We start from the raw sequence: 20975 nt of genomic DNA on the forward strand, positions 1-20975 counted from the left end.
GTATTTTAATTGTTTTAATAAAAATTATTTAACTCTTTTTATACTTCTAATATGGAAGTTAGTGTGTTGAACTTGTTCTGCAGCTATTATAGATGTTACTAAAGCTGCAACTATTTTTTCTTCGTCATTATCTTCTACCACTTTATTTACAACTGGTTTAACCTTAGGTTGTTCAGGTTTAAATAAAAATTTAAATAAACTTAATATAAGTGCTATTAAAGCCAAAGTAGCTAAAACTATCGCCATACTTGATACTGTAATAGAGATAGCTTCCATAAATGTTGTTTGCATATTAACCACCTATTCTCTACATAGTTACTTCTATGTGTGTTATATTACTTTCTACTGTTTTTTCTTCTTTTTCTTCTACTACTGGTGTAGATTTATTATATTTAACTTCTAAATATTTTGGAGCAATTTGTGGGAATAACGCGTAAGCTAATACGTCTTCATCATTTTGAGCTAAATGTTTTATTTCTTTTTTCATTGCCTCAAATTCACTTCCTATTAAATCTGCTGGTCTCACTGTTATTACTTCTTCATCTCCAATTATTATTTTTTTAATTTCTTCATCTATCTCAGCTGGAGCTTGTCCATATAATCCTTTTACATAGTCTTTAATTTCTTTTGGAACCATTTTATATCTTTGTCCAGTTAAAACATTAAATAATGCTTGAGTTCCAACCATTTGACTAAGTGGTGTAACTAGAGGAGGATATCCTAAGTCTTTTCTAACTCTTGGTACTTCGTTTAATACTTCTTCGTATTTACTTTCTGCACCTTGTTGCTTCATTTGAGATAATAGATTTGATAACATTCCTCCTGGAACTTGATATTTTAAAGTTTGGGGATCTGTTAATAATACCTTAGGGTTTAATATTCCTTCTTCCATGTATTTATCTCTTATTGGTTTGAAGTATTCAGCTACTTCTAAAAGAGCATCCATATCTAATTGTGGATTTCTATCCATTTCTCCTAAACTTACTGCTATAGATTCTGTTGGTGGCTGACTTGTTCCACCACTAAGTGGTGATATTGCAGTGTCGATAATATCTACTCCAGCTTCAACAGCTTTCATATATGTCATTTCTGCTATCCCACCTGTACAATGAGTATGTAATTCTATTGGTAATTTAGTAGTTGATTTTAATTTTTTAACTAAGTCATATGCATTATATGGAGTTAAAACTCCTGCCATATCTTTTATACATATAGAATCCGCACCCATTCTCTCAACAATCTTAACTAGTTCTACATAGTACTCAGTTGTATGAACTGGACTTGTTGTATAGGATATTGCAACTTGGCAATGTCCTTTGTATTTTTTTATAGCTTTCATAGATTCTTCTAGGTTTCTAACATCATTTAGCGCATCGAAAACTCTTATTATATCTATTCCGTTTTTTATAGATAATTCTATAAATCTGTCTACTGTGTCATCTCCATAATGTCTATATCCTAATAAATTTTGACCTCTAAGTAACATTTGCAATTTTGTATTTTTTACATGTTTTCTTATAAGTCTAAGTCTTTCCCAAGGATCTTCATTTAAAAAACGTATGCATGAGTCAAATGTAGCACCTCCCCAAACTTCCATTGAGTAGTATCCTACTTTATCCATAGTTTCTAAGATTGGTATTATTTCATCTGTCCTAAGTCTAGTAGCCATTAAGGATTGATGCCCATCTCTTAGTGCCGTTTCAGTTATTTTTAACTTACTCATCTTATTGTGTATTCCTCCCATAAATATATCTAAGAATAACATTTCCATAATTTTGTACAATGCTTCTTATTTCAGTTATTCCGTATTTCCTATGCATAATTTATTATATATATCAAATTATCTTATACCAAGTTCTTTTAGTGTTCTTTTCACTTGTCTAAATTTGTTTTTTATTGTATTATATTGTTAAATTTAAATCATTTTTTATGTATTAAGGCTAAATATCATATGCAATTAATATAAATTTATGTATTGATATTAGCTAGTAATTCATACAACTATTTCTATTTTTAGTATGCGCTAGCAATGGTTTATCCCTCTATAAATCGTTTGCCTGACTACAATTAGATTAATGTAAATATATTTATTGGAAAGGAAAAAATTATGAGAAATTGGATGAATGAATTTGTCTACAATACTGATTTATCACAAAATAGACCTATAAAAGATGTAGTCTACGAAAGCATAAAAAAAACATTAATTGAACATAAAGTTCCTGCTGGAGAACGATTTATAGAAAAAGAATACTCAGACAGACTTAATATAAGTAGAACTCCTGTTAGAGAATCTCTTAAACAATTAGAAAAAGAAGGATTGGTAAAATATGTTCCTAGACTAGGCGTTGTCGTTAACAGAATAACTAAAGAAGATGTTATAGAAATATATAAAATAAGAAGTTCTCTAGAACTATTAGTAGCGACAGAATCCATGAAGTATATTACCCAATCAGATGTTGATAGAATTACAAAATTATTAGATGAAACACACGAGGCTAACCTAAGAGATGATATAAATAATGTTATAGAATTATTTGGTGAATTCAACTCTCAACTTTATGAGCTAAGTAAAATGAAAATATTACCTAATATGATATCTAATTTAAATAATTACCTTCATCGATTTAGAACTATTTCTATAGAAGATAGTATTAGAAGAGAAAAGGCAATACTAGAGCATAGACAAATTATAAAATCTATAGTAGAACGTGATAGAGACTTATCCGAAATGATAATCAAAAAACATTTATACGATTCATTAGATGTAGTTTTGCAAGAATTTAATATATAGATATAAAAAATCCTATTGTATATTTGTATCATCTACAATAGGATTTTTTAATTTACAAATTAAAACATTAATTTTTTCACATTAAGTAGCAATATACTTATAGCAAGTAAATCGGCACAACCTCCAGGACTTATGTTTTCTTCTATATAAAGTTTTTCTAATTCTAAACATCTTTTTTTACCAACGTCAGTAAGTACTCCTCCCAAATCTAATAGTTCTTTAGCATCTGATTGTACCTTTCTTAGAGTGTTTATATCATGTCTATATACTATAGTACTATCTTCTACTTTTGACATAAGTTCTATTAATATTTGATTATACATATCATTTTCTTTTAACTGGCTATAACTATATTTATCTATTATATTGTTAAATAATACAGAAAGACCATCTTTAACTTGTCCTCTTATTCCTGTAAATCCATATTGTAAATAAAGTTTTTCTCCATGAGTTAAAAATTCTTTTTTATCTAAATTTTTGAAATCATCTAATATGCATTTGACCATATTTTTTATTATAGATTGTATCTCATTAAAGCCCCTATCTTCATACATAACCTTACCTATAGCTGCTATTGTAATTCCCATAAGAAATATCATACCCTTATGAGTATTAATATTATTTGTTGCTTCAAACATTTTTTCTTCGCATGTTTTTCCAGTGTTTCTAATAGCATTAAATATATATTCAGGATTATGATAGGTATATCCAATCTTAAACATTTCTTTTAAATAAGGTGTTATAGCTAGAGCGCTGTCTAAAAAAGTATAGTAATCCATATCCTTGTGAGCTCCACAGCTAACAGGAGATACTAAACCAAACGAAGGAAAAGTGGATACTTCGCTTATCATTGCTTTAAGCCCTATTTGAGATACATCATAAGATAAATTTTCTGTTTTTTTTTCTATTTCTTTATATTCTTTATATACTTCTTCAAAGTAAGTTTTTATTTCTTCCATGTTATGAGTTTGTGCCCTAGAGCAAATTTTTGCATCTAAATCACATATAAAGCACTTTCTTGGTCTTTTTAATAAATCAGATCTAGATATGCCTACTACTTTTTTATTTTTCATAATGTATACATCTATATCTAAACATCTTCCTAATACGTGTTCTTCTTCCATAGTTATCATTATTTTCTTAACATTTACAAAATCTAAGTCAAATAATAAATGAGCTATTATACCCTCTTTATTTTTGTATTTATGTTTAAAAACTATATATTTCCCATAATATGTTTGTATATCATTATAAACAGTATTAACAATGTCATCAGTTATATAGTTTGATTTTTCTATTCCAGGGTAGTTTATTCTAATTGTAACTAGTGTTTTATCTTCATTTTCTTTTAATAATTGTTCTTGATAAGAAACTCTTTTGTCTCTATCATATAAAAATTCTGTTATTAATTTCATATTATCCTCGGTAAAAATATAAGCTATTATTATAGTCGATTTATTACCAATTCACCTTCCTTGCTAAGTAGAAAGTCAAAACTTGCTCTAGGTAGTAAATTTTTTACTTTTTCTATATGACCTTCCTTTAATAATTTTCTAACTTTAGATGCACTTATAGCATCATTTTGTAATTCTTTTCTATTTATAAGTTTAACTTCAACATTGTATTTAGGCAATATTTCCTGCATACTTATATTATAAGTATTTGTTACTTTACAATGAGGCTCAGTACCCACATATCTTCTTTTAATATTAAATATTTTTGCAAAATATTTTCCAAAAATATTACAATCTAACTTTGTATATTCTTTTAATTCATCATCATTTTTCTTTAAGAAATAATTAGGAAAAGTTGCTGATGATATTACATACTCTCCTGCTGGTATTACAGTTACATTTTTTAAATCTTTGGTTCCTTCTTTAATAAGTTTAAATCTTGTTTCAAAGGTAAATGCTGATTTATCTTCTTCCACTACAAATATTATTACATTTTCATTTTCTTTTGCTGCTATTTCTACTATATATCTATGACCTAATGTAAACGGATTACAATTCATCACTAAAGCTGCGTATTCTTTATTATCATCTATTTTATAATCATTTTTTAATTTATCTAAATATGAATTTATATTTTTATTTCCACTTTCTAATAAACTTACCTTATCTGTAGTAAATATATTTTTATATCCCAAACCTTCAAATAAAAATTGATTTTCAGGCTTTGTGAATATAAAACTATGATATTTGCCTTCTAAAAATAATTGTTCTGTTACTTTCGATATTAAGTTATTAGATAATCCTAGCCCCTGATAATTTTCATTTATAGCAAAACATTTTAATATATTTTCTTTTTTAGAACATGTTGCTATAATATCATTATTTTCTCTTATTACTACAGTGTAATCAACATCTTCATACTTCAAACTAAATTTTTCTAAAAATTTTTTTACTTCCTTAGTTTCATAATTTGATTTTAAATTTATACTTTCTACATTATAATACACGTTCTACACCGCCCTTACTTGCTATACACCAAATATTCTATTTATTACTACAAATGCTAATAATGCAACTAATAAAAGTACATACATCATTATTTGGTCTTTATCGCTAGCTGCCACATATTTTTTCTTTTTATTTGTAAACTCTCTAGCTTCTTTAAACATTCCTTCTTCTCTTATTTCTTTCAATAATTCATTATTATTTTTTTTCTTTTTATTTTTAGTTTTATTACTCATGGTGCACCTCTATATTCATAAATTAAGCGAAAAAGGTATTGCAAATCACAATACCTTTTTCTTATTGATAGCTTTTTAGTATATTATTTTTAACTAATCCCCGAGATCACTAACAGAATATACCAAATACTATAGATGCTATTATCAACATTAATCCTCCACCTAAACGAGAAGATATTTGTGCAAATGATATAAGTTCCATTCTTTTAGCTGCTCCTAGAACTGCTAAATCTCCTGAACCACCTCTGTTTGCCATACAAAGCCCTGCAGTTATAGCAGTTTCTATTGGATAGAATCCAACTAACCATCCAACTAATCCAGATCCTATTATAGCTCCTAAAACTATGAAAGCTGCTATTAATACGTTTCCTAAAGTGAATGCAGCTATCAACTCACCTAAGTCAGTTAAAGCTATACCAACACCACACATTATAACTAGTAAAAATTGCTTAGAGAAGTATCCTTGTAATTTATTAGCACCTATTCTTAATTCAGCTGGTATTACACCTGCGACATTAGCTGCTGCAACTAATAGAACCATCCATGCAAATCTATGTATATCTAGTTTTACAACTGAACCAAACACTTCAAATGGAGGTATAACTACAACTTTAGATAGTATATTTCCTGCAACATAAAATGCACAAGCTAATATTAAACCACAAGCTATATCTCTTTGAGTCACTTTTACTTCTTCTTTATCTTCTAATTTAGATAAATCTTCAGCATTTCTTATTAACTCACCATTACCACTTAATGCTTTCCCAAATTTTAATTCTCCAATTTTATTTAATACACCAGCTGATATAATAGCTATTATGTTAGCTATTGTTAATATAGATAATCCAAATGATAACCATGGTGCTGGATCATTTCCAGTTGCTTTAGCATATATATCTGCCATTGGTATAGCACCTGCACCAGTACCTCCACCCATTATAGGTAATACATATTTTGTTGCTACATCAGTTGGAGAAACTCCTACTAACATACCACCAGCTACTCCTAAAATAATCGCTCCTAATATACCTGCTAATATTGCTGGTAAATATCCTGCAAAAGCTTTTAATAATAACTTTCTGTTAACTGATAATATAGAACCAGTTATAAGTACTGCTATAAATAAATCTAAGAAATCTGTTGTATCCATAAATATTTTTACAGTTTCTATTGTAGCTTCAGGTATTATACCTTTATAAACTAAATATGCAGACCCTAAGAATGCAAGTATAGATCCTCCACCTATATAAGTATTCCATATAGGTATTCTATCACCTATCCATCCTAAAATTATACCTAAAGTATAAAGTATAGCAAATGCTCCTACTGTATTATTCGGTAAGTATCCACCAAACATAGCTACTAATGCAATTCCTGCTACTGCAGCAAATACATACCATGCCATACCGAATATTTTCATCGTTTCTTTATTAACTCTTTTTTGAGTTGCAGATATTGTTGCCATTTTTGCATTTCTCCAATCTTTCTAATATGATTATTATAATATTTCTATAAAGCTAATATTTCAGCTAACAAGCAAAGTTCAAAAATCCTTTTCTCAACTTTTCAGGTACTAAGGAATATTGATAAATGATTAAGTTATTAAATTATGCATTAATAACTTAATCATTTTATTCAATTAATATATTTTTAGGAAATCACTAACTATTTAATTTTACTATTTAACTTTTCTTATCGTATCTATAATACTTCCATCTCTATATTCAACTACTGCTACTACTTCGTCAGTAAACTCTATTTCTTTTGGAGTGCCAAGAAGTCTTGTAGCCATAGCTCTTGCTTCTTCCATTGTTAACATTTGGATTTTAGCTTTAGAGAATTTTTCTATTAAGTCTGTTCTAGTCGGATTTACTATTACTCCATAATCAGTAACAACTACATCAACTGTGCTTCCTGGAGTTACAACAGTAGTTACTTTATCTATTATTGTAGATAATCTTCCTCTTGTAAGTGGTGCAGTAATTATAGACATTTTAGCCATTGCAGCTGTATCACTATGTCCGCCAGATGCTGCTCTTATCACACCATCAGAGCCAGATATAACGTTAACGTTGAAATCTGTATCTATTTCTAAAGCTGATAATATAACGAAGTCTAATTTATTAACTGCTGAACTTTTATTTCCTATTGAAGCATAAAAATCTGCACTTACTTCAACGTGTTTTTCATTTCTACCACAAGATTCAGCTGCAGTTAAATCAAAACTTTGTGTATCGAATAATTGGTCAACTAATCCTGATTCTAATAGATCAACCATTGGTGCAGTTATTCCACCAAGGGCATAATTTAATTTTATATCTCTTTTTAATATTTCTTCTTTAACAAATCTTGTAACTGCTAGAGACGCTCCACCAGAACCAGTTTGCATTGAGAATCCATCTACAAATAACCCGGATGCTTTCATAACTTCAACTACTCTTTTAGCCATTAACAACTCTTTTGGATTGTTTGTGAATCTAGTAGCCCCAGACATTATTCCTGAAGAATCACCTACTTCGTCAACTACACAAACATAGTCAACTTGTGTTTGAGGTATGCTTTGTGGAAAGTTTGGATATGGAACTAATGTATCAGTTACAACTACAACTTTTTTAGCATAATCAGCGTCAACTTTAGCGTATCCCATAGATCCACATATGGATTTTCCCTTTACGCCATTTGCATTTCCCATACAGTCGGCTGATGATGCAGCTAAAAATGCTACGTCTATTTTTACATCTCCTGAAGATATTGCTCTTGCTCTACCTCCGTGAGAACGTATAACAGCTGGGTATTCAAGTATTCCTTCAGAAACAGCTTGAGCTAATTTACCTCTAAGTCCTGATGTTTCTATTCTGTTTACTACACCATTTTCTATATGAGCAACTAAACCATTATGAGCACTTGTTAGTGATGACGCTGCTATTCTTAGGTTTTTTATCCCTTTTTCAGCTAATATATCAACAACTTGCATTAAAAGTTTGTCCCCAGCTCTAAAGTGGTGGTGGAAAGATATTGTCATTCCGTCTTTTATTTCACATTTTTCTATAGCTTCTCTTAAAGATGAAACTAATTTATCTCTTCTTACTTGTTCTTTTATATTAGAACTATCAGAATTCACTTTATTATCTCCAGTTAATGAAGCGTATGGAGCAACGTAAGCTTCTCTATCTTGGTAGCCTTTTATGTTTTTTAACATTTCATTACTTACTCTTTTAGTTTGCATATTAATTTTCACCTCCAACTATAACACCAGCAGCCTCAGCTAACTGTAATACTCTTTGAGCTCTTTCTATTATTGGTTTGTCCACCATTTTTCCATCTACAGTGAATACACCTAAATTTTGTTTTAAAGCTTCAGCAGTTGCATCCACGATTTTTTTAGCTTTTGCTATTTCTTTTTCACTTGGAGTAAATACCTGGTGTATAAGCTCAACTTGTCTTGGATGTATAAGCGATTTCCCACCGAATCCCATTCTTTTTATTAAGTTAGCTTCTTTTAGGAATCCTTCATCGTTGTTTACATCAGCATAAACTGTATCTAGTACTTCAAGGCCACAAGCTCTACCTGCCATAGCTATCATTCCTCTAGCAACATATAATTCATCTCCTTCAGGAGTTCTTGTAGTTTTCATACTAGTTACAAAATCTTCTCCACTTAGGGCCATACCTATTAATCTCTTAGTAGGTGATTTAGCTATACTGAAACAATTCATAACACCTAAAGCTGTTTCTATAGCAACCATTATTTTAGTGCTACCAACTTCCATGCCGCATTCTTTTTCTATTTTTTCTATTTTTGCATCTATAGCCATAACATCTTCTACAGATTCTGTCATAGGTATTCTTATAACCTCAACCCCTGCACTTACTACAGCTTCTAAATCTTGTTGCCAAAACTCTGTTGCAAGTCCGTTTATACGAACTACAGTTTCTATTCCTAACTCTTTATAATAACTTCCGAAATTTTTTAACATGTTATGTAATAAAAATCTTGCAGAATCTTTTTCAGTTATTGCTATAGCATCCTCTAAGTCAAACATAACTGAGTCTGGTTTATATATGTGAACATCTCTTATTACACCAGGATTATTACCAGGCACAAATAACATCGAACGTCTTAGTTTCATTTTCTTTCCCCCTACATCCATTTGTAATCATTACATTTTGCAGAACGATATACTGCAGTTTGAACTCTACTTTTAATTACTGCATCTATTGCACCCTTATCATTTGCAAATATTTTTGCATCTTTTACATCTAATTCTTGTAACGTTTTCATCATTACATCTATTATTTGATCACCAAATTGATTTTTAACTACACTTTCAAGTTCTATCACTATGCCGTTATTTTCATTTGGTTCTATTATAACTTGTATATCACTTGATTCTAATGTGCCAGCATTTGCTATTTCTAATAATTTCATATACTATGCTCCTCCGTTTTATTTTGGAAATGTATTATCTGTCCAATTCAATAATCATTATATATTCTTATTTTTTTATATTCAATAAAATTCAACAGTCACAAATATACAAAACATGGTGAAAGCATTTATTTTTCAACGTTTGATCCAGGTGTTCTTTTGATGTTCTTCTATATTTTTCATATCTATTTTATTGATTTTTTACTCTATTCAACTATTTATTACTAATCCAAATTGTAAACTTTTACATAAATAAAAACTAATAAAATAAAACATATAAAAAACCAGATGCATATCCATAAGCATCTGGTTTTTTATATATTTTATTAAATTTCATATTAGTTTAATTCATGTAAGAAAAGACCGCATCTCACCTTTGGTTCAAACCAAGTAGATTTAGCTGGCATAATTTTATTCTCATCTGCCACTGAAATTAATTCTTCTATATTAGTTGGATACATTAGAAATCCAACTTTCATATCCTCATCTACTCTTCTTTCTATCTCTTTTGGCCCTCTTATTCCACCTATAAAATCTATTCTTTCATCAGTTCTAGGATTTTTAATGCCTAAAATTTCATCTAATATCTGATTTTGTAAAATAAAAATATCTAAGGTTTTAACTACATCTCTGTCTTGTAGATATTCTTTACCAAATTCTATTTCATACCATTTATTATTTAAATACATTCCAACTTGTCCTTTACATGTTGGCTTATAGTTTTTTTGAGCTTTTTTAACAATAAATTTTTCTTTTATTTTATTTAAGAATTCATCTTCAGTAAAACCATTTAAATCCTTTATTACCCTATTATAATCCATTACTTTTAAATCAGTGTGTGGAGCTATCATTGCTGTATAATAATTAAATTCTTCTTCTCCTGTATAATTTGGATTTTTTCTTCTTTCTTCCAAAGCTATATTTTCTGCTGCTGCACATCTATGATGACCATCAGCTATATAAAGATTTTCTACCTTAGCAAATTCATTTACTAGGTCATTGATATCTCTTTCTTTTTCTACTTTCCAGATAGTATGAATAACTTCATCATCTGTTTTAAAGTCATATATTGGTGTCATAAAATAAACATAATAATCTATTATTTTTTCTATTTCTTCTTGGTTTTTATAAGTTAAAAGTACAGTTCCTGTATTTGCATTACAATATTTTATATGATTAGTTCTATCTAATTCTTTATCTGGCTTGGTATATTCATGCTTCTTTACTATTCCATTTATATTGTCATCAATTGACACACAAGCCACTATACCCGTTTGTGCTCTATTATTTACTATCTCTCTATAAATGTAAATTGCTTCTTGATTATCTCTTACAAATACATTTTTTTTCATAAAAGCATCTAAATTTTCTTTAGCTTTTATATATACTTGTTCATCGTTCTCATTTACGTTATCATCTAAGTCTATTTCTGCTCTATCTATGTGTAAATAAGAATACTTATTATCCTTTGCTCTTTTCTTTGCTTCTTCTCTATTCATCACGTCATAAGGTAGTTCTGCCACCATATTTACATATTCATTTGCAGGTCTTACTGCTTTAAAAGGTTTTATATTTGCCATTTTTATTCCTCCCCCAAATTAGCTTGGCTTGAGCCACGGTGTGGCCGAATTACTTCAGATATTTCCGTTGCTCAAAATTCACTTTGCTAAATTTTATTTGTTAATTTATATTTATTCTTAAAGTGCTATTTTCATATCATCAATTATTTCTTCTTCTACTAAAAAGTTATATATTATTTTTACTATTTCCTTGCCTATTCTTTCTTGCGCTTCTACTGTTGAAGCTCCAAGGTGTGGCGTTGGAGAAACCATTGGATGATTAACTAATTCTAAGTTAACCTTTGGCTCTTTTTCATAAACATCTAAAGCCGCAGCTTCAACTTTTCCATTGTCTAATGCTTCAATTAAAGCATTTTCACAAACTAGTCCACCTCTAGCATGATTTATAAAGTAAACCCTGTCTTTCATCATATTGAACTCTTTTGTACTTATTAAATATCCCTGGTTTATTTCCAAAGGAATATGAATAGTTAAAAAGTCTGCATTTTTTAATACTTCTTCAAAATTGCAGAAAGTATAATCTTTACAAGATTTCATCTCTCCAAGTATATCGTAATAAATTATATTCATCCCTAAATCATAAGCCATTTTAGCAACAGTTTTTCCTATTCTCCCAAGACCTATAATCCCAAGGGTTTTTCCAAATATCTCTGTACCAACATATTTTGTCTTGTTCCATTGGCCATCTCTCATAGTTATATTTGAAATATTTATAAATCTTGATAAAGTTATTATTTGACCTATTGTAAGCTCTGCAACAGATCTTGTGCTAGCATTAGGAGTATTGAAAACTTTGATACCCTTTTTATTTGCATATTCAACATCTATATTATCAAGTCCAACACCACTTCTAATTATTAATTTTAAAGTGTTTCCTTCACATGCTTTATCTATAATTTCTTTTGTTATTACATTTTTTGAACGAATAACTAGTATATCTTTATCTTTTAATTTTTCCCCAAGTTCCATCCCATCGTAAAATTTATGTTCAACATCTACATTAAACTTTCTCAAGTTATTAACAGCATTTCTGCTCATTCCATCTGTTACTAATATCTTACACATAGTGTTTACCTCCAGTATTTTACCCTTGTAATTTTTATCTCATATAAATATCAAGAACTTTCTTAATATTCAAACTAAAATTCTTAAATTATAACTTTGTACAACAAATAACACAAATTAAATTTTCTAATATTAAAATCCTAAAATTTCATTAATATTAGTTAATAATTCATTTACATCTTTTACTGTATAATCGCCCATGTGAGAAATTCTAAATGTTTTCTCCTTAAGGTCTCCATATCCATTGGCTATTAAAAAGCCTCTTTCCTGTAATTTTTTATTGAGATTTGATACACTGATTCCTTGTGTATTCTTGATAACGGTAAGGGTATTAGACAAATAATTTACATCGGTAAAAATTTGGAAGTGTTCCTGAGCCCAGTCTCTAACTAGATTTGCCATATCTTCATGACGTTTAAATCTATTATCTAGGCCTTCATTTAAGATTTTTTTCAGTTGGAAATTTAAAGCGAACATATGTGAAAGGGAAGGTGTTGAAGGGTATTGATAATTTTTATTTTGGATGTACTCATAGATGGCGAGTAAATCAAAATAATAACCCCGATTAGGTACTTTTTCTGCTCTCTTCTTTGCCTTTTCTGAGAAGGTGCAAAGAGACATTCCTGGTGGCAAGCCCAAAGCTTTTTGAACTGAAGTTAAACAAATATCTATGTTAGATTCATCTACTTCAATTTTCATACCACCTGCTGAACTAACAGCATCTACACAATAAACAATATCATCGTATTTTTTAACTACCTCTCCAATTTCTTTGATTGGATTAGCAATTCCACTTGAGGTCTCATTATGAGTTACCATGACCGTGTCATATTTATTCGTAGATAATACCTTATCAACCATTTCTGGCTCAATAGCTTTTCCTAATTCGACTTTAAATAAATCCGCTGGAACACCATTTAATACGCCCACTTTATACCATCTGTCACCAAATGAACCACAGGATAGTACTGCTGCTCTCTTTAATGTACAGGAGCGAATGGAGCCTTCCATTAGGCCGCTGCCGGAGGATGTTGATAATAATATATTATTTTTTGTATAGAATAAATCTTGAATATTTTGTGTTATAGCCTCTTGTAACGCTGATGCTTCACTTCCTCTATGGCTTATAACTTGGTTTGCCATTTGTGCTAAAACATCTTCATTTACATCTATTGGTCCTGGTATGAATAGCTTTTTACTCATAATTTTGCCTCCTTTCTTAATTATTAAAATAAATTAATTATTATTATAACCATATTTTCAAAAATAACATTATAAATTATTATATTTTCTTTTTTTAATTTTATGATTATTTTAATTAATATTTATACTATGCATTTTGATAATATTTGTCAATAAAAAAAATCATTTTGTACATAATTTTTTTTTTATTCAATCTTATTAAATAGAATATTTTTCTTCCTAATTCTTTCATTTATTGCCTTTGATGATAACTCATAAACTACGCTAGTAAGAGGCATTCCAAGTATCATACCCACTACACCAAATAAGTTTCCACCTACAACAATAGCTAACAATATCCATAAAGGAGAAAGACCTAAAGAATTTCCGACTACAAAAGGATAAACAAATTTTCCATCTAATTGTTGAATTGTAAATACTAAAACTAAAAACAATAAAACTGATGTTGGTTTTACCATTAAAATTATAAATGCAGATATAGCAATACCTACATAAGTCCCAAATATAGGAATGAAATTTAAAATAGGTATCATTATGCTTATTAATAGGGCAAAAGGTATTTTAACTAAGGAAAACACTATGAAAAATGCTGTTCCTAGTATTAATCCATCCATTGATTGACCTAATATAAATTTAGAAAATTTATTATTTGTTAACTTTAATATGTACATTATTCTTTCACATTTTTTTTCATTTAAAAATGCATATATAAGCTTTTTAAATTGTAAAATTAACTTTTCTTTACTAATCAATATGTATATGGATATTATTATTCCCAAAAATAAATTCATAAAGAAATTTGTTATTCCTATAGTGAAATTAAAAATATTAGAAATAAACATATTAATAAAATTCTGAACAAAAGTTAAGAATTTTTGTATCATAGATTGTATATCAAAAGATGTATTTTTTAACATTTCTAAATCATTTACTCTACTCATTATTTCACTTTGTAAACTACTTATATAACTAGGTATGCCATTAGTCAAAACTCTTAAACTATCAGCTAAATGAGGTACTATGTAACTAATAAATACCCACATTAAAACCACTACTATTACAAGTGTAGATACTAGAGATATAGCTCTTGAAAACTTTGATAACTTTCTATTATTTTTGCATAAAGGCTTAACAATTTTATCTTCAATAAGTTTCATTGGTAAATTTATTAAAAAAGCAATTACTCCACCTATTATAAATGGCTTAAATGCTATTGTTAGTTTACTAAATAAATTTGGTATTAGTGTTGGTTTTAGTATAAATAAGAGAAAAATCATTATATATGTAGATATTATAAGTTGATTTTTTAATTTTAAATCTTTTAGTTTATTCATTCTTATGTCCTCCAAAAAATATATATTATACTTATTATTTATATATTTCAATTTTAATTACGTATTGTTTCCTATAAATAGATTGTACCTCTATCTAAGAAAAATAACCATATTTTGTATAACTTTATCTGTTTTTATATAAATACTTAAATAACACTCATAACAACTTTTTAGGTAAAGTATTTTAATCGGCTTCTATATTCTATACCGATAAATAAATACGCCATGTGTATATATGCGATTACGTAATGAGTTTTTATAACTTGATACATATTGTAATACTGTATAAAACTAAAGGTAGTAACATTTTTGTTCCCCCCTTTTTATCAAAAGTATTTGCACATAAAAAAGCACCAACTTTTAAATTGGTGCTAAAAATACTTACTAATATTAAATTTACTTTTCTTCATCCTCAGTAGAATTAGAATCATCTACTTCAGTATTTCCATCTACCCTTTCAATTTCTTTTTCAATACGTTTTTGTTGTTCTTGTGCTCTTTTTTCCTGCTCTTTAATTGCTTCAAGCTCAACTCTTTCTACTTCTTTTTTAGCTGCTTCTTTAGCATCATGTTCTTCCTTTACTTCTGCCACAGATTTTCCGTTTAAGATCTCCATAAACTCTTCACCTGTTATAGTTTCTTTTTCTAATAAGAAGTCTGATAGCTCATGTAGTTTATCAATATTTTCTTCTAATATTTTTCTAGCTTTATCATGAGCTGATTTTATTATACTTAATACTTCTTTATCAATCTTAGCAGATGCTTCTGGTGAACACATAAGAGATGCATCTCCACCTAAATATTGATTGTTTATTGTTTCAAGAGCCATCATATCAAACTCTTCACTCATACCGTAACGAGTGACCATAGCTCTTGCTATTCTTGTGGCTTGTTCTATATCATTAGACGCACCTGTTGTGAAAGAATTAAATATTATTTCTTCTGCAGCACGACCGCCTGTAAAGGTCGCTATTTTGTTGAAAGCTTCTTCCTTAGACATAAGTACTCTTTCGCCTTCTTCAACCTGCATAGTGTATCCTAGAGCCCCAGATGTACGAGGTATAATCGTAATCTTGTGCACTGGTGCAGATTCTGTTTGTTTAGCTGCAACTAATGCATGACCTATTTCATGATAAGCTACTATTTTCTTTTCTCTTGGAGAGATTACAGCTGCTTTTCTTTGGTATCCTGCTATTATTACTTCTACTGATTCTTCTAAATCTGCTTGAGTTGCTTTGTGTCTTCCAAGTCTAACAGCTCTAAGTGCTGCTTCATTAACTATATTTGCAAGTTCTGCACCACTAGCTCCAGCAGTTGCTCTTGCTATTCCATTAAAGTCAACATCTTCATCCATTTTAACATTTTTTGCATGAACTTTTAGTATGTCTTCACGACCTTTTAAATCTGGAAGTTCTACTGGTACTCTTCTGTCAAAACGACCTGGTCTAAGTAGGGCTTTGTCAAGAGATTCTGGTCTATTAGTTGCTGCAAGTATTACAACACCTTTTTTGCCATCAAATCCATCCATTTCAGTAAGTAATTGGTTAAGAGTTTGCTCTCTCTCGTCATTACCACCCATTCCGCCACCATCACGTTTTTTACCTATAGTATCGATTTCGTCTATAAATACGATACATGGAGCTTTTTCTTGAGCTTGCTTAAATAAATCTCTAACTTTTGCAGCGCCCATACCAACAAACATTTCCACAAACTCAGATCCTGAGATTGAGAAGAATGGTACTTTTGCTTCCCCTGCAACTGCCTTAGCAAGTAAAGTTTTACCTGTACCTGGAGGTCCAACAAGTAAGGCTCCTTTTGGCATAGATGCACCTATTTTTTCGTACTTTTTAGGATTGTGTAGGAAGTCAACTATTTCAGTTAATGACTCTTTTGCTTCATCTTGCCCTGCCACATCTGCAAAAGTTTTACCAGTTTGTGCTTCTACATATATTTTGGCATTACTCTTACCAAACTGCATAGGACCGCCTTTTCCACCCATTCTACCTGTCATTTTTCTCATCATAAAGTTTAATAAAGCAATCATTAAAATTGTTGGTAACACCCAATAAAGAATAAACTCTACAATTGGTGAGTCTTCTTTTGGTATGCTTTTACCAAATTTAACATCTGCTTTATATAAACGTTCAACTAAATCAGAGTCATTTACTTGCCCAGTTATATAAACTTTATCTTTATCTGCTTTTGTTTTGAAAGTTATTTGTTTTGAACCTTCGATATCTACTTGGTTTACTTTTCCTTCATCCACCATTGTAAGGAATGTTCCGTAGTCTACTTCTTTCACTTGCCCGCTCATATTATATAGCGATGGAAATATAAAAGAATTAAGTGCTACGAGTAAAAGAAGTATTATCCCATAATAATATAACCATGATTTTTTTTGAGGTTTTTTCTCTTTCATAAGATATCTCCTAGATAATTATTCTGTATTTATTACTATATATACCCATCATATATGTCTTAAACATTAAATATAATGTTATAAAGCTATAAAATGACTTATATAAGATAGTAAAATTAATAAGGTATTTTGTCAATGTTTCTGATACTATATTTTTATGTTTATATTGATTTTGTGTATTTTTCACATTTTTTATAATAAATAATTATATAGTGTTAGTATGAATTTATTGTGAATTATTATTATATAAATATTAGGAGGAACAATATGTTAGATTTTACAAAAGAATTTAACGAAGTTAAGATTATACCAGCCCTATTTTGGTATGTTCTCACTATGATCATTGTAATTTTAGGAGCTTTTATTATTTACTTTACTAATGATATTAATTTAATAGACAATGATAATTTATTATCTTTAATATCTACAAGTTTATTTATACTTGTACTTTTGTACAAATTTAGAGTTAATAAAAATAAGTTACAATTAATGATTAAAGATTATTTTAAAAAAGTAAATATAAGAGAACTAGGTAGCGTTATTGCTACTCAACTATGTCTTTCTATGGGTATTAGTTTATTATCAATTGGCATCGTTTATTTTACTTTTCCAAATATGTTAAATGAACTTCTGTCTGAGTCATCTGTATCAGAAGTTTCTACTTATACTGGTTTATCTATATCCATGCTAATTACTGTTGTTGGTGCTCCTATTATGGAAGAATTATTTTTTAGAGCTATTATTTTTAAAAGAATTAGCAGAAAGTTTAATATTTACATAGGAATGGCTATCTCTTCTTTGGTATTTGGACTTTTACATATTGAATTAGCTGTAATTGGTGCTTTTGTTTTCGGGATTGCTTGTTGTATTTTATACATAAAATATAAAAATATACTAATTCCAATGACTGTTCATTTTTTTAATAATTTAGTTGCATTTTTACCTCAACTAAATATTCATTCAGCCACTAATACTACTCCATTAACTAATACAGATGCCATGGTTTCTTTATTATTTGGCTCAGTATTATTTGTTGTAGGAATGTTCTTCTTTATTAAGTTTATACTTAAAAATAAAAAACATCTCCGTGGAGGATTTGCTCCTAAAATTAATACAGGATTTATAGTAGAAAGTAAAAATTAAAATTGCAAAATAAAAGCCATGCTAATTCATAGTATGGCTTTAGTTAAAATTTATATTTTAATTTTATAATTTAAAAAATTTTAATATCTCATCTTCATGATAATTGATAACTAATTCTTTTGGAAAATCAACCTCATCAAGTAACTTTTCTGCATTATCAAAAATACCAACTTGATAGCAAATATGAGCATCGCTTCCTAAAATAATCTTTACCTGATGTTCTTTACATAAATTAAGTAGCTCTATATAATTTTCACGAGCATTTGGTCTAAATGACTCTGAATTTAGTGATGAATTATTTACCTCTAATAATATATTCTTTTCCTTTGCTTTTTTAACAATAGCTTCATAATCTAATAAATATCTTCCATCATCTGGATGACCTATAATCTTTACTAACTCATGGTCCATAGCATTTAATGTTGCTCTAGTATTTTCTTCTTTTGTTCCAGGCTCCAAACATACTGTGTGAAGGCTTGCTATTATATAGTCTAAACCTTTTATATACTTATCAATTTCAACATCAATTTTTCCATCATAATCTATAACGTTAGCTTCCATTCCTTTAAGAATTCTAACACCGTCTATTTCTCTCGGTAATACTTTTAAATTTTGAAAGTAAAATAGATGAGGCCCACCTGGCATATTTATGCCATGATCAGATAAACCATAGTATTTTAAACCGTTTATTTTGGCATATTCTATGTTTTCTTTCACTGTGCTATATGCATGCCCACTAGATATAGCATGAGTGTGTAAATCAATTATACCCTTCATTTCCGTCTTCTCCTTCATTGCAAAATTTATCATATGTTAAAAGCCATATAGCTTTTGCAATATGGCTTAAGTGTGTTTATTATTATTATTGATTATCTAGCTTTCCTTTTAATAAATCACCTATAGTTGATCCTAAGCCTTCTTCTTTGTTTAAGAATTCACTGTAATCTTCTTCTGGCTCTTTATTAACGTCTTTTATAGATACAGACATTCTCTTGTGAGATGGATCGAAAGTTAATACTCTAACTGTTACTTCATCTCCAGGATTTACAACACTACTTACATTTGCAACTCTTTCTTCTTTTAAGTGAGATATTGGCAAGTATGCTTCTACGCCTTCTTTTATTTCAACAAAAGCACCTCTGTCTATTATTCTAACAACTTTTCCAGTTATTATATCGTCAACATTTACTTCTTTAGCTATTAAATCCCATGGATCATTGTTTATGTCTTTTAATGCTAAGCCAATTCTTCCTGTTTCTTTGTTTGCATCTAATATATAAACATCAACTTCTTGTCCAACTTGTAGCACGTCTTCTACAGATTCTACTCTCTTCCAAGATAAGTTGTTTATATGAGCTAAACCTTCAACTCCACCTAAATCGATGAAAGCTCCGTAACTTACTATATTAGTTACTTTCCCGTGTCTTTTTTGTCCAACTTCTAAAGAATCAACTAAAGCATCTTTCTCTGCTTTAACTCTAGCTTTTTCTGCAGCTCTTTCTTCTCTCGCTTTTTGTCTTTGTTCTTCTCTTTCAGCTTGAATTCTTTCTTTTCTAACTTTTCTTTCTTGATCTAAACGTTCTTGTAATACTTCTCTATGTGAACCTACTATTTTATTAGCTTTTTCGTTGAATTCTATTATATAAACTTCTAAATTAGCATCTTTATATTCTTTTGTATCACTTACAAACTTAGTATTTAATTGAGATATTGGTATGAATATTTCAACTGATTTGTATGCAGCAAATACCCCTCTTTGTATAGTTTTCACTACATTTGTAGTTAATATTTTATGTTCCGCATGTGCATTTTCCAATTCTTTTTTATCAGCTACCATATCTAATCTTAATTTAGATAGTTTTAATGTGCAGTCTTTTTCTGATACTTTAGTTATAATAGCAGATATTTCATCTCCAACTTTATATACATCAGATATTTCTTGATTTTTTTGTAAGTTTAATTCACTTACTGGGATTACTCCGTCAAAACCTATATTAAGTCCTACAGTTACTTCATCATTATTTATTTTAGTTATAGTTCCTGCTATAGTTTCTCCAACTTTTATTGAACTAAGTAGTTGTTCTTGTTGGTCTAGCAGTTCTTGCATAGATAATTCTTTAGTCATTATTCTACATCCTTTCACCTAATAATCTTACTTTTTTATATTATACCATTAAAATTTCAAATACTTATAGATTTATACAATATTTTGTCAGTATTTTTCAATTATTTTCAAAATATTTTGCTTTACAATAGTATCTTAACTTCATTTAGTAAATTTATCAATTATATTGTTGTAATTTTCACGTATTTTAGT

18 protein-coding genes are annotated in these 20975 nt (G+C 29.0%); 2 read left to right on the forward strand and 16 right to left on the reverse strand.

Annotated elements, in window-relative coordinates:
- Positions 1–24 precede the first annotated feature (24 nt).
- Positions 25–291, reverse strand: coding sequence for an OadG family transporter subunit (locus tag K0040_RS04935; protein ID WP_228107832.1), 267 nt, complete (start codon positions 289–291; stop codon positions 25–27).
- 16 nt (positions 292–307) lie between these two features.
- Positions 308–1723, reverse strand: a complete 1416-nt coding sequence (locus K0040_RS04940; RefSeq protein ID WP_228107833.1) for an oxaloacetate decarboxylase subunit alpha — start codon at positions 1721–1723, stop codon at positions 308–310.
- A gap of 384 nt (positions 1724–2107) precedes the next feature.
- Here K0040_RS04940 and K0040_RS04945 point away from each other — a divergent pair, with 384 nt between their 5' ends.
- A complete protein-coding gene (locus K0040_RS04945) occupies positions 2108–2791 on the forward strand; it encodes a GntR family transcriptional regulator (protein ID WP_228107834.1) in 684 nt (227 codons plus the stop codon).
- Between the two features lie 59 nt (positions 2792–2850).
- Here K0040_RS04945 and citG read toward each other — a convergent pair whose 3' ends face one another.
- The 12 genes from citG to ftsH form a co-directional block, all read right to left on the reverse strand.
- Complete coding sequence (gene citG / locus K0040_RS04950; protein ID WP_228107835.1) at positions 2851–4206, reverse strand: triphosphoribosyl-dephospho-CoA synthase CitG; 1356 nt, start codon at positions 4204–4206, stop codon at positions 2851–2853.
- 29 nt (positions 4207–4235) lie between these two features.
- Positions 4236–5252, reverse strand: a complete 1017-nt coding sequence (gene citC / locus K0040_RS04955; protein ID WP_228107836.1) for a [citrate (pro-3S)-lyase] ligase — start codon at positions 5250–5252, stop codon at positions 4236–4238.
- 21 nt (positions 5253–5273) lie between these two features.
- The gene (locus K0040_RS04960) at positions 5274–5486 is read right to left on the reverse strand and encodes a hypothetical protein (protein ID WP_228107837.1); all 213 of its coding nucleotides are present in this window, start codon (positions 5484–5486) and stop codon (positions 5274–5276) included.
- A gap of 109 nt (positions 5487–5595) precedes the next feature.
- Complete coding sequence (gene citS / locus K0040_RS04965; protein ID WP_228107838.1) at positions 5596–6951, reverse strand: citrate/sodium symporter CitS; 1356 nt, start codon at positions 6949–6951, stop codon at positions 5596–5598.
- Positions 6952–7164: 213 nt separating this feature from the next.
- Positions 7165–8712: a citrate lyase subunit alpha gene (gene citF / locus K0040_RS04970; RefSeq protein ID WP_228107839.1), complete on the reverse strand. Its 1548-nt coding sequence runs from the start codon at positions 8710–8712 to the stop codon at positions 7165–7167.
- A gap of 1 nt (position 8713) precedes the next feature.
- Complete coding sequence (locus tag K0040_RS04975; RefSeq protein WP_228107840.1) at positions 8714–9616, reverse strand: aldolase/citrate lyase family protein; 903 nt, start codon at positions 9614–9616, stop codon at positions 8714–8716.
- Between the two features lie 11 nt (positions 9617–9627).
- On the reverse strand, positions 9628–9915 hold the full coding sequence (citD, locus tag K0040_RS04980) for a citrate lyase acyl carrier protein (protein ID WP_074920075.1): 288 nt from the start codon (positions 9913–9915) through the stop codon (positions 9628–9630).
- A gap of 338 nt (positions 9916–10253) precedes the next feature.
- Positions 10254–11495 (reverse strand): DUF1015 domain-containing protein, encoded by a 1242-nt coding sequence (locus K0040_RS04985; RefSeq protein WP_228107841.1) that lies wholly within the window; start codon positions 11493–11495, stop codon positions 10254–10256.
- A gap of 117 nt (positions 11496–11612) precedes the next feature.
- Positions 11613–12560 carry a D-2-hydroxyacid dehydrogenase gene (locus K0040_RS04990; RefSeq protein WP_228107842.1) on the reverse strand — a complete coding sequence of 316 codons (948 nt, stop codon included), beginning with the start codon at positions 12558–12560 and terminating at the stop codon, positions 11613–11615.
- 132 nt (positions 12561–12692) lie between these two features.
- Complete coding sequence (locus tag K0040_RS04995; RefSeq protein WP_228107843.1) at positions 12693–13763, reverse strand: pyridoxal-phosphate-dependent aminotransferase family protein; 1071 nt, start codon at positions 13761–13763, stop codon at positions 12693–12695.
- Between the two features lie 185 nt (positions 13764–13948).
- Positions 13949–15097, reverse strand: coding sequence for an AI-2E family transporter (locus tag K0040_RS05000; RefSeq protein ID WP_228107844.1), 1149 nt, complete (start codon positions 15095–15097; stop codon positions 13949–13951).
- Between the two features lie 396 nt (positions 15098–15493).
- Entirely contained in the window at positions 15494–17515 is a 2022-nt protein-coding gene (ftsH, locus tag K0040_RS05005; protein ID WP_228107845.1) for an ATP-dependent zinc metalloprotease FtsH, read from the reverse strand.
- A 267-nt stretch (positions 17516–17782) separates the two neighbouring features.
- Between ftsH and K0040_RS05010 the strand changes: the two genes are divergently transcribed.
- Positions 17783–18658 carry a CPBP family intramembrane glutamic endopeptidase gene (locus K0040_RS05010; RefSeq protein ID WP_228107846.1) on the forward strand — a complete coding sequence of 292 codons (876 nt, stop codon included), beginning with the start codon at positions 17783–17785 and terminating at the stop codon, positions 18656–18658.
- A gap of 63 nt (positions 18659–18721) precedes the next feature.
- Here the strand turns inward: K0040_RS05010 and K0040_RS05015 are convergent, their stop codons facing one another.
- Both K0040_RS05015 and K0040_RS05020 read right to left on the reverse strand, forming a co-directional pair.
- Positions 18722–19435: a phosphatase gene (locus tag K0040_RS05015; RefSeq protein ID WP_228107847.1), complete on the reverse strand. Its 714-nt coding sequence runs from the start codon at positions 19433–19435 to the stop codon at positions 18722–18724.
- A gap of 85 nt (positions 19436–19520) precedes the next feature.
- The gene (locus K0040_RS05020) at positions 19521–20783 is read right to left on the reverse strand and encodes a 30S ribosomal protein S1 (RefSeq protein ID WP_228107848.1); all 1263 of its coding nucleotides are present in this window, start codon (positions 20781–20783) and stop codon (positions 19521–19523) included.
- Between the last annotated feature and the right edge of the window lie 192 nt (positions 20784–20975).

The organism is Terrisporobacter petrolearius, from assembly GCF_020748185.1.
GTDB classification, from domain to species: domain Bacteria; phylum Bacillota; class Clostridia; order Peptostreptococcales; family Peptostreptococcaceae; genus Terrisporobacter; species Terrisporobacter petrolearius.

Coding starts and splice junctions, on each gene's coding strand:
- K0040_RS04990 (WP_228107842.1), bottom strand. CDS start 12,560: ATGTGTAAGATATTAGTAACAGATGGAATGAGCAGAAATGCTGTTAAT.
- K0040_RS04960 (WP_228107837.1), bottom strand. CDS start 5,486: ATGAGTAATAAAACTAAAAATAAAAAGAAAAAAAATAATAATGAATTA.
- citG (WP_228107835.1), bottom strand. CDS start 4,206: ATGAAATTAATAACAGAATTTTTATATGATAGAGACAAAAGAGTTTCT.
- K0040_RS04985 (WP_228107841.1), bottom strand. CDS start 11,495: ATGGCAAATATAAAACCTTTTAAAGCAGTAAGACCTGCAAATGAATAT.
- K0040_RS04995 (WP_228107843.1), bottom strand. CDS start 13,763: ATGAGTAAAAAGCTATTCATACCAGGACCAATAGATGTAAATGAAGAT.
- K0040_RS05010 (WP_228107846.1), top strand. CDS start 17,783: ATGTTAGATTTTACAAAAGAATTTAACGAAGTTAAGATTATACCAGCC.
- K0040_RS04935 (WP_228107832.1), bottom strand. CDS start 291: ATGCAAACAACATTTATGGAAGCTATCTCTATTACAGTATCAAGTATG.
- K0040_RS05020 (WP_228107848.1), bottom strand. CDS start 20,783: ATGACTAAAGAATTATCTATGCAAGAACTGCTAGACCAACAAGAACAA.
- K0040_RS05000 (WP_228107844.1), bottom strand. CDS start 15,097: ATGAATAAACTAAAAGATTTAAAATTAAAAAATCAACTTATAATATCT.
- ftsH (WP_228107845.1), bottom strand. CDS start 17,515: ATGAAAGAGAAAAAACCTCAAAAAAAATCATGGTTATATTATTATGGG.
- citS (WP_228107838.1), bottom strand. CDS start 6,951: ATGGCAACAATATCTGCAACTCAAAAAAGAGTTAATAAAGAAACGATG.
- K0040_RS04940 (WP_228107833.1), bottom strand. CDS start 1,723: ATGAGTAAGTTAAAAATAACTGAAACGGCACTAAGAGATGGGCATCAA.
- K0040_RS04945 (WP_228107834.1), top strand. CDS start 2,108: ATGAGAAATTGGATGAATGAATTTGTCTACAATACTGATTTATCACAA.
- citF (WP_228107839.1), bottom strand. CDS start 8,712: ATGCAAACTAAAAGAGTAAGTAATGAAATGTTAAAAAACATAAAAGGC.
- K0040_RS04975 (WP_228107840.1), bottom strand. CDS start 9,616: ATGAAACTAAGACGTTCGATGTTATTTGTGCCTGGTAATAATCCTGGT.
- citD (WP_074920075.1), bottom strand. CDS start 9,915: ATGAAATTATTAGAAATAGCAAATGCTGGCACATTAGAATCAAGTGAT.
- K0040_RS05015 (WP_228107847.1), bottom strand. CDS start 19,435: ATGAAGGGTATAATTGATTTACACACTCATGCTATATCTAGTGGGCAT.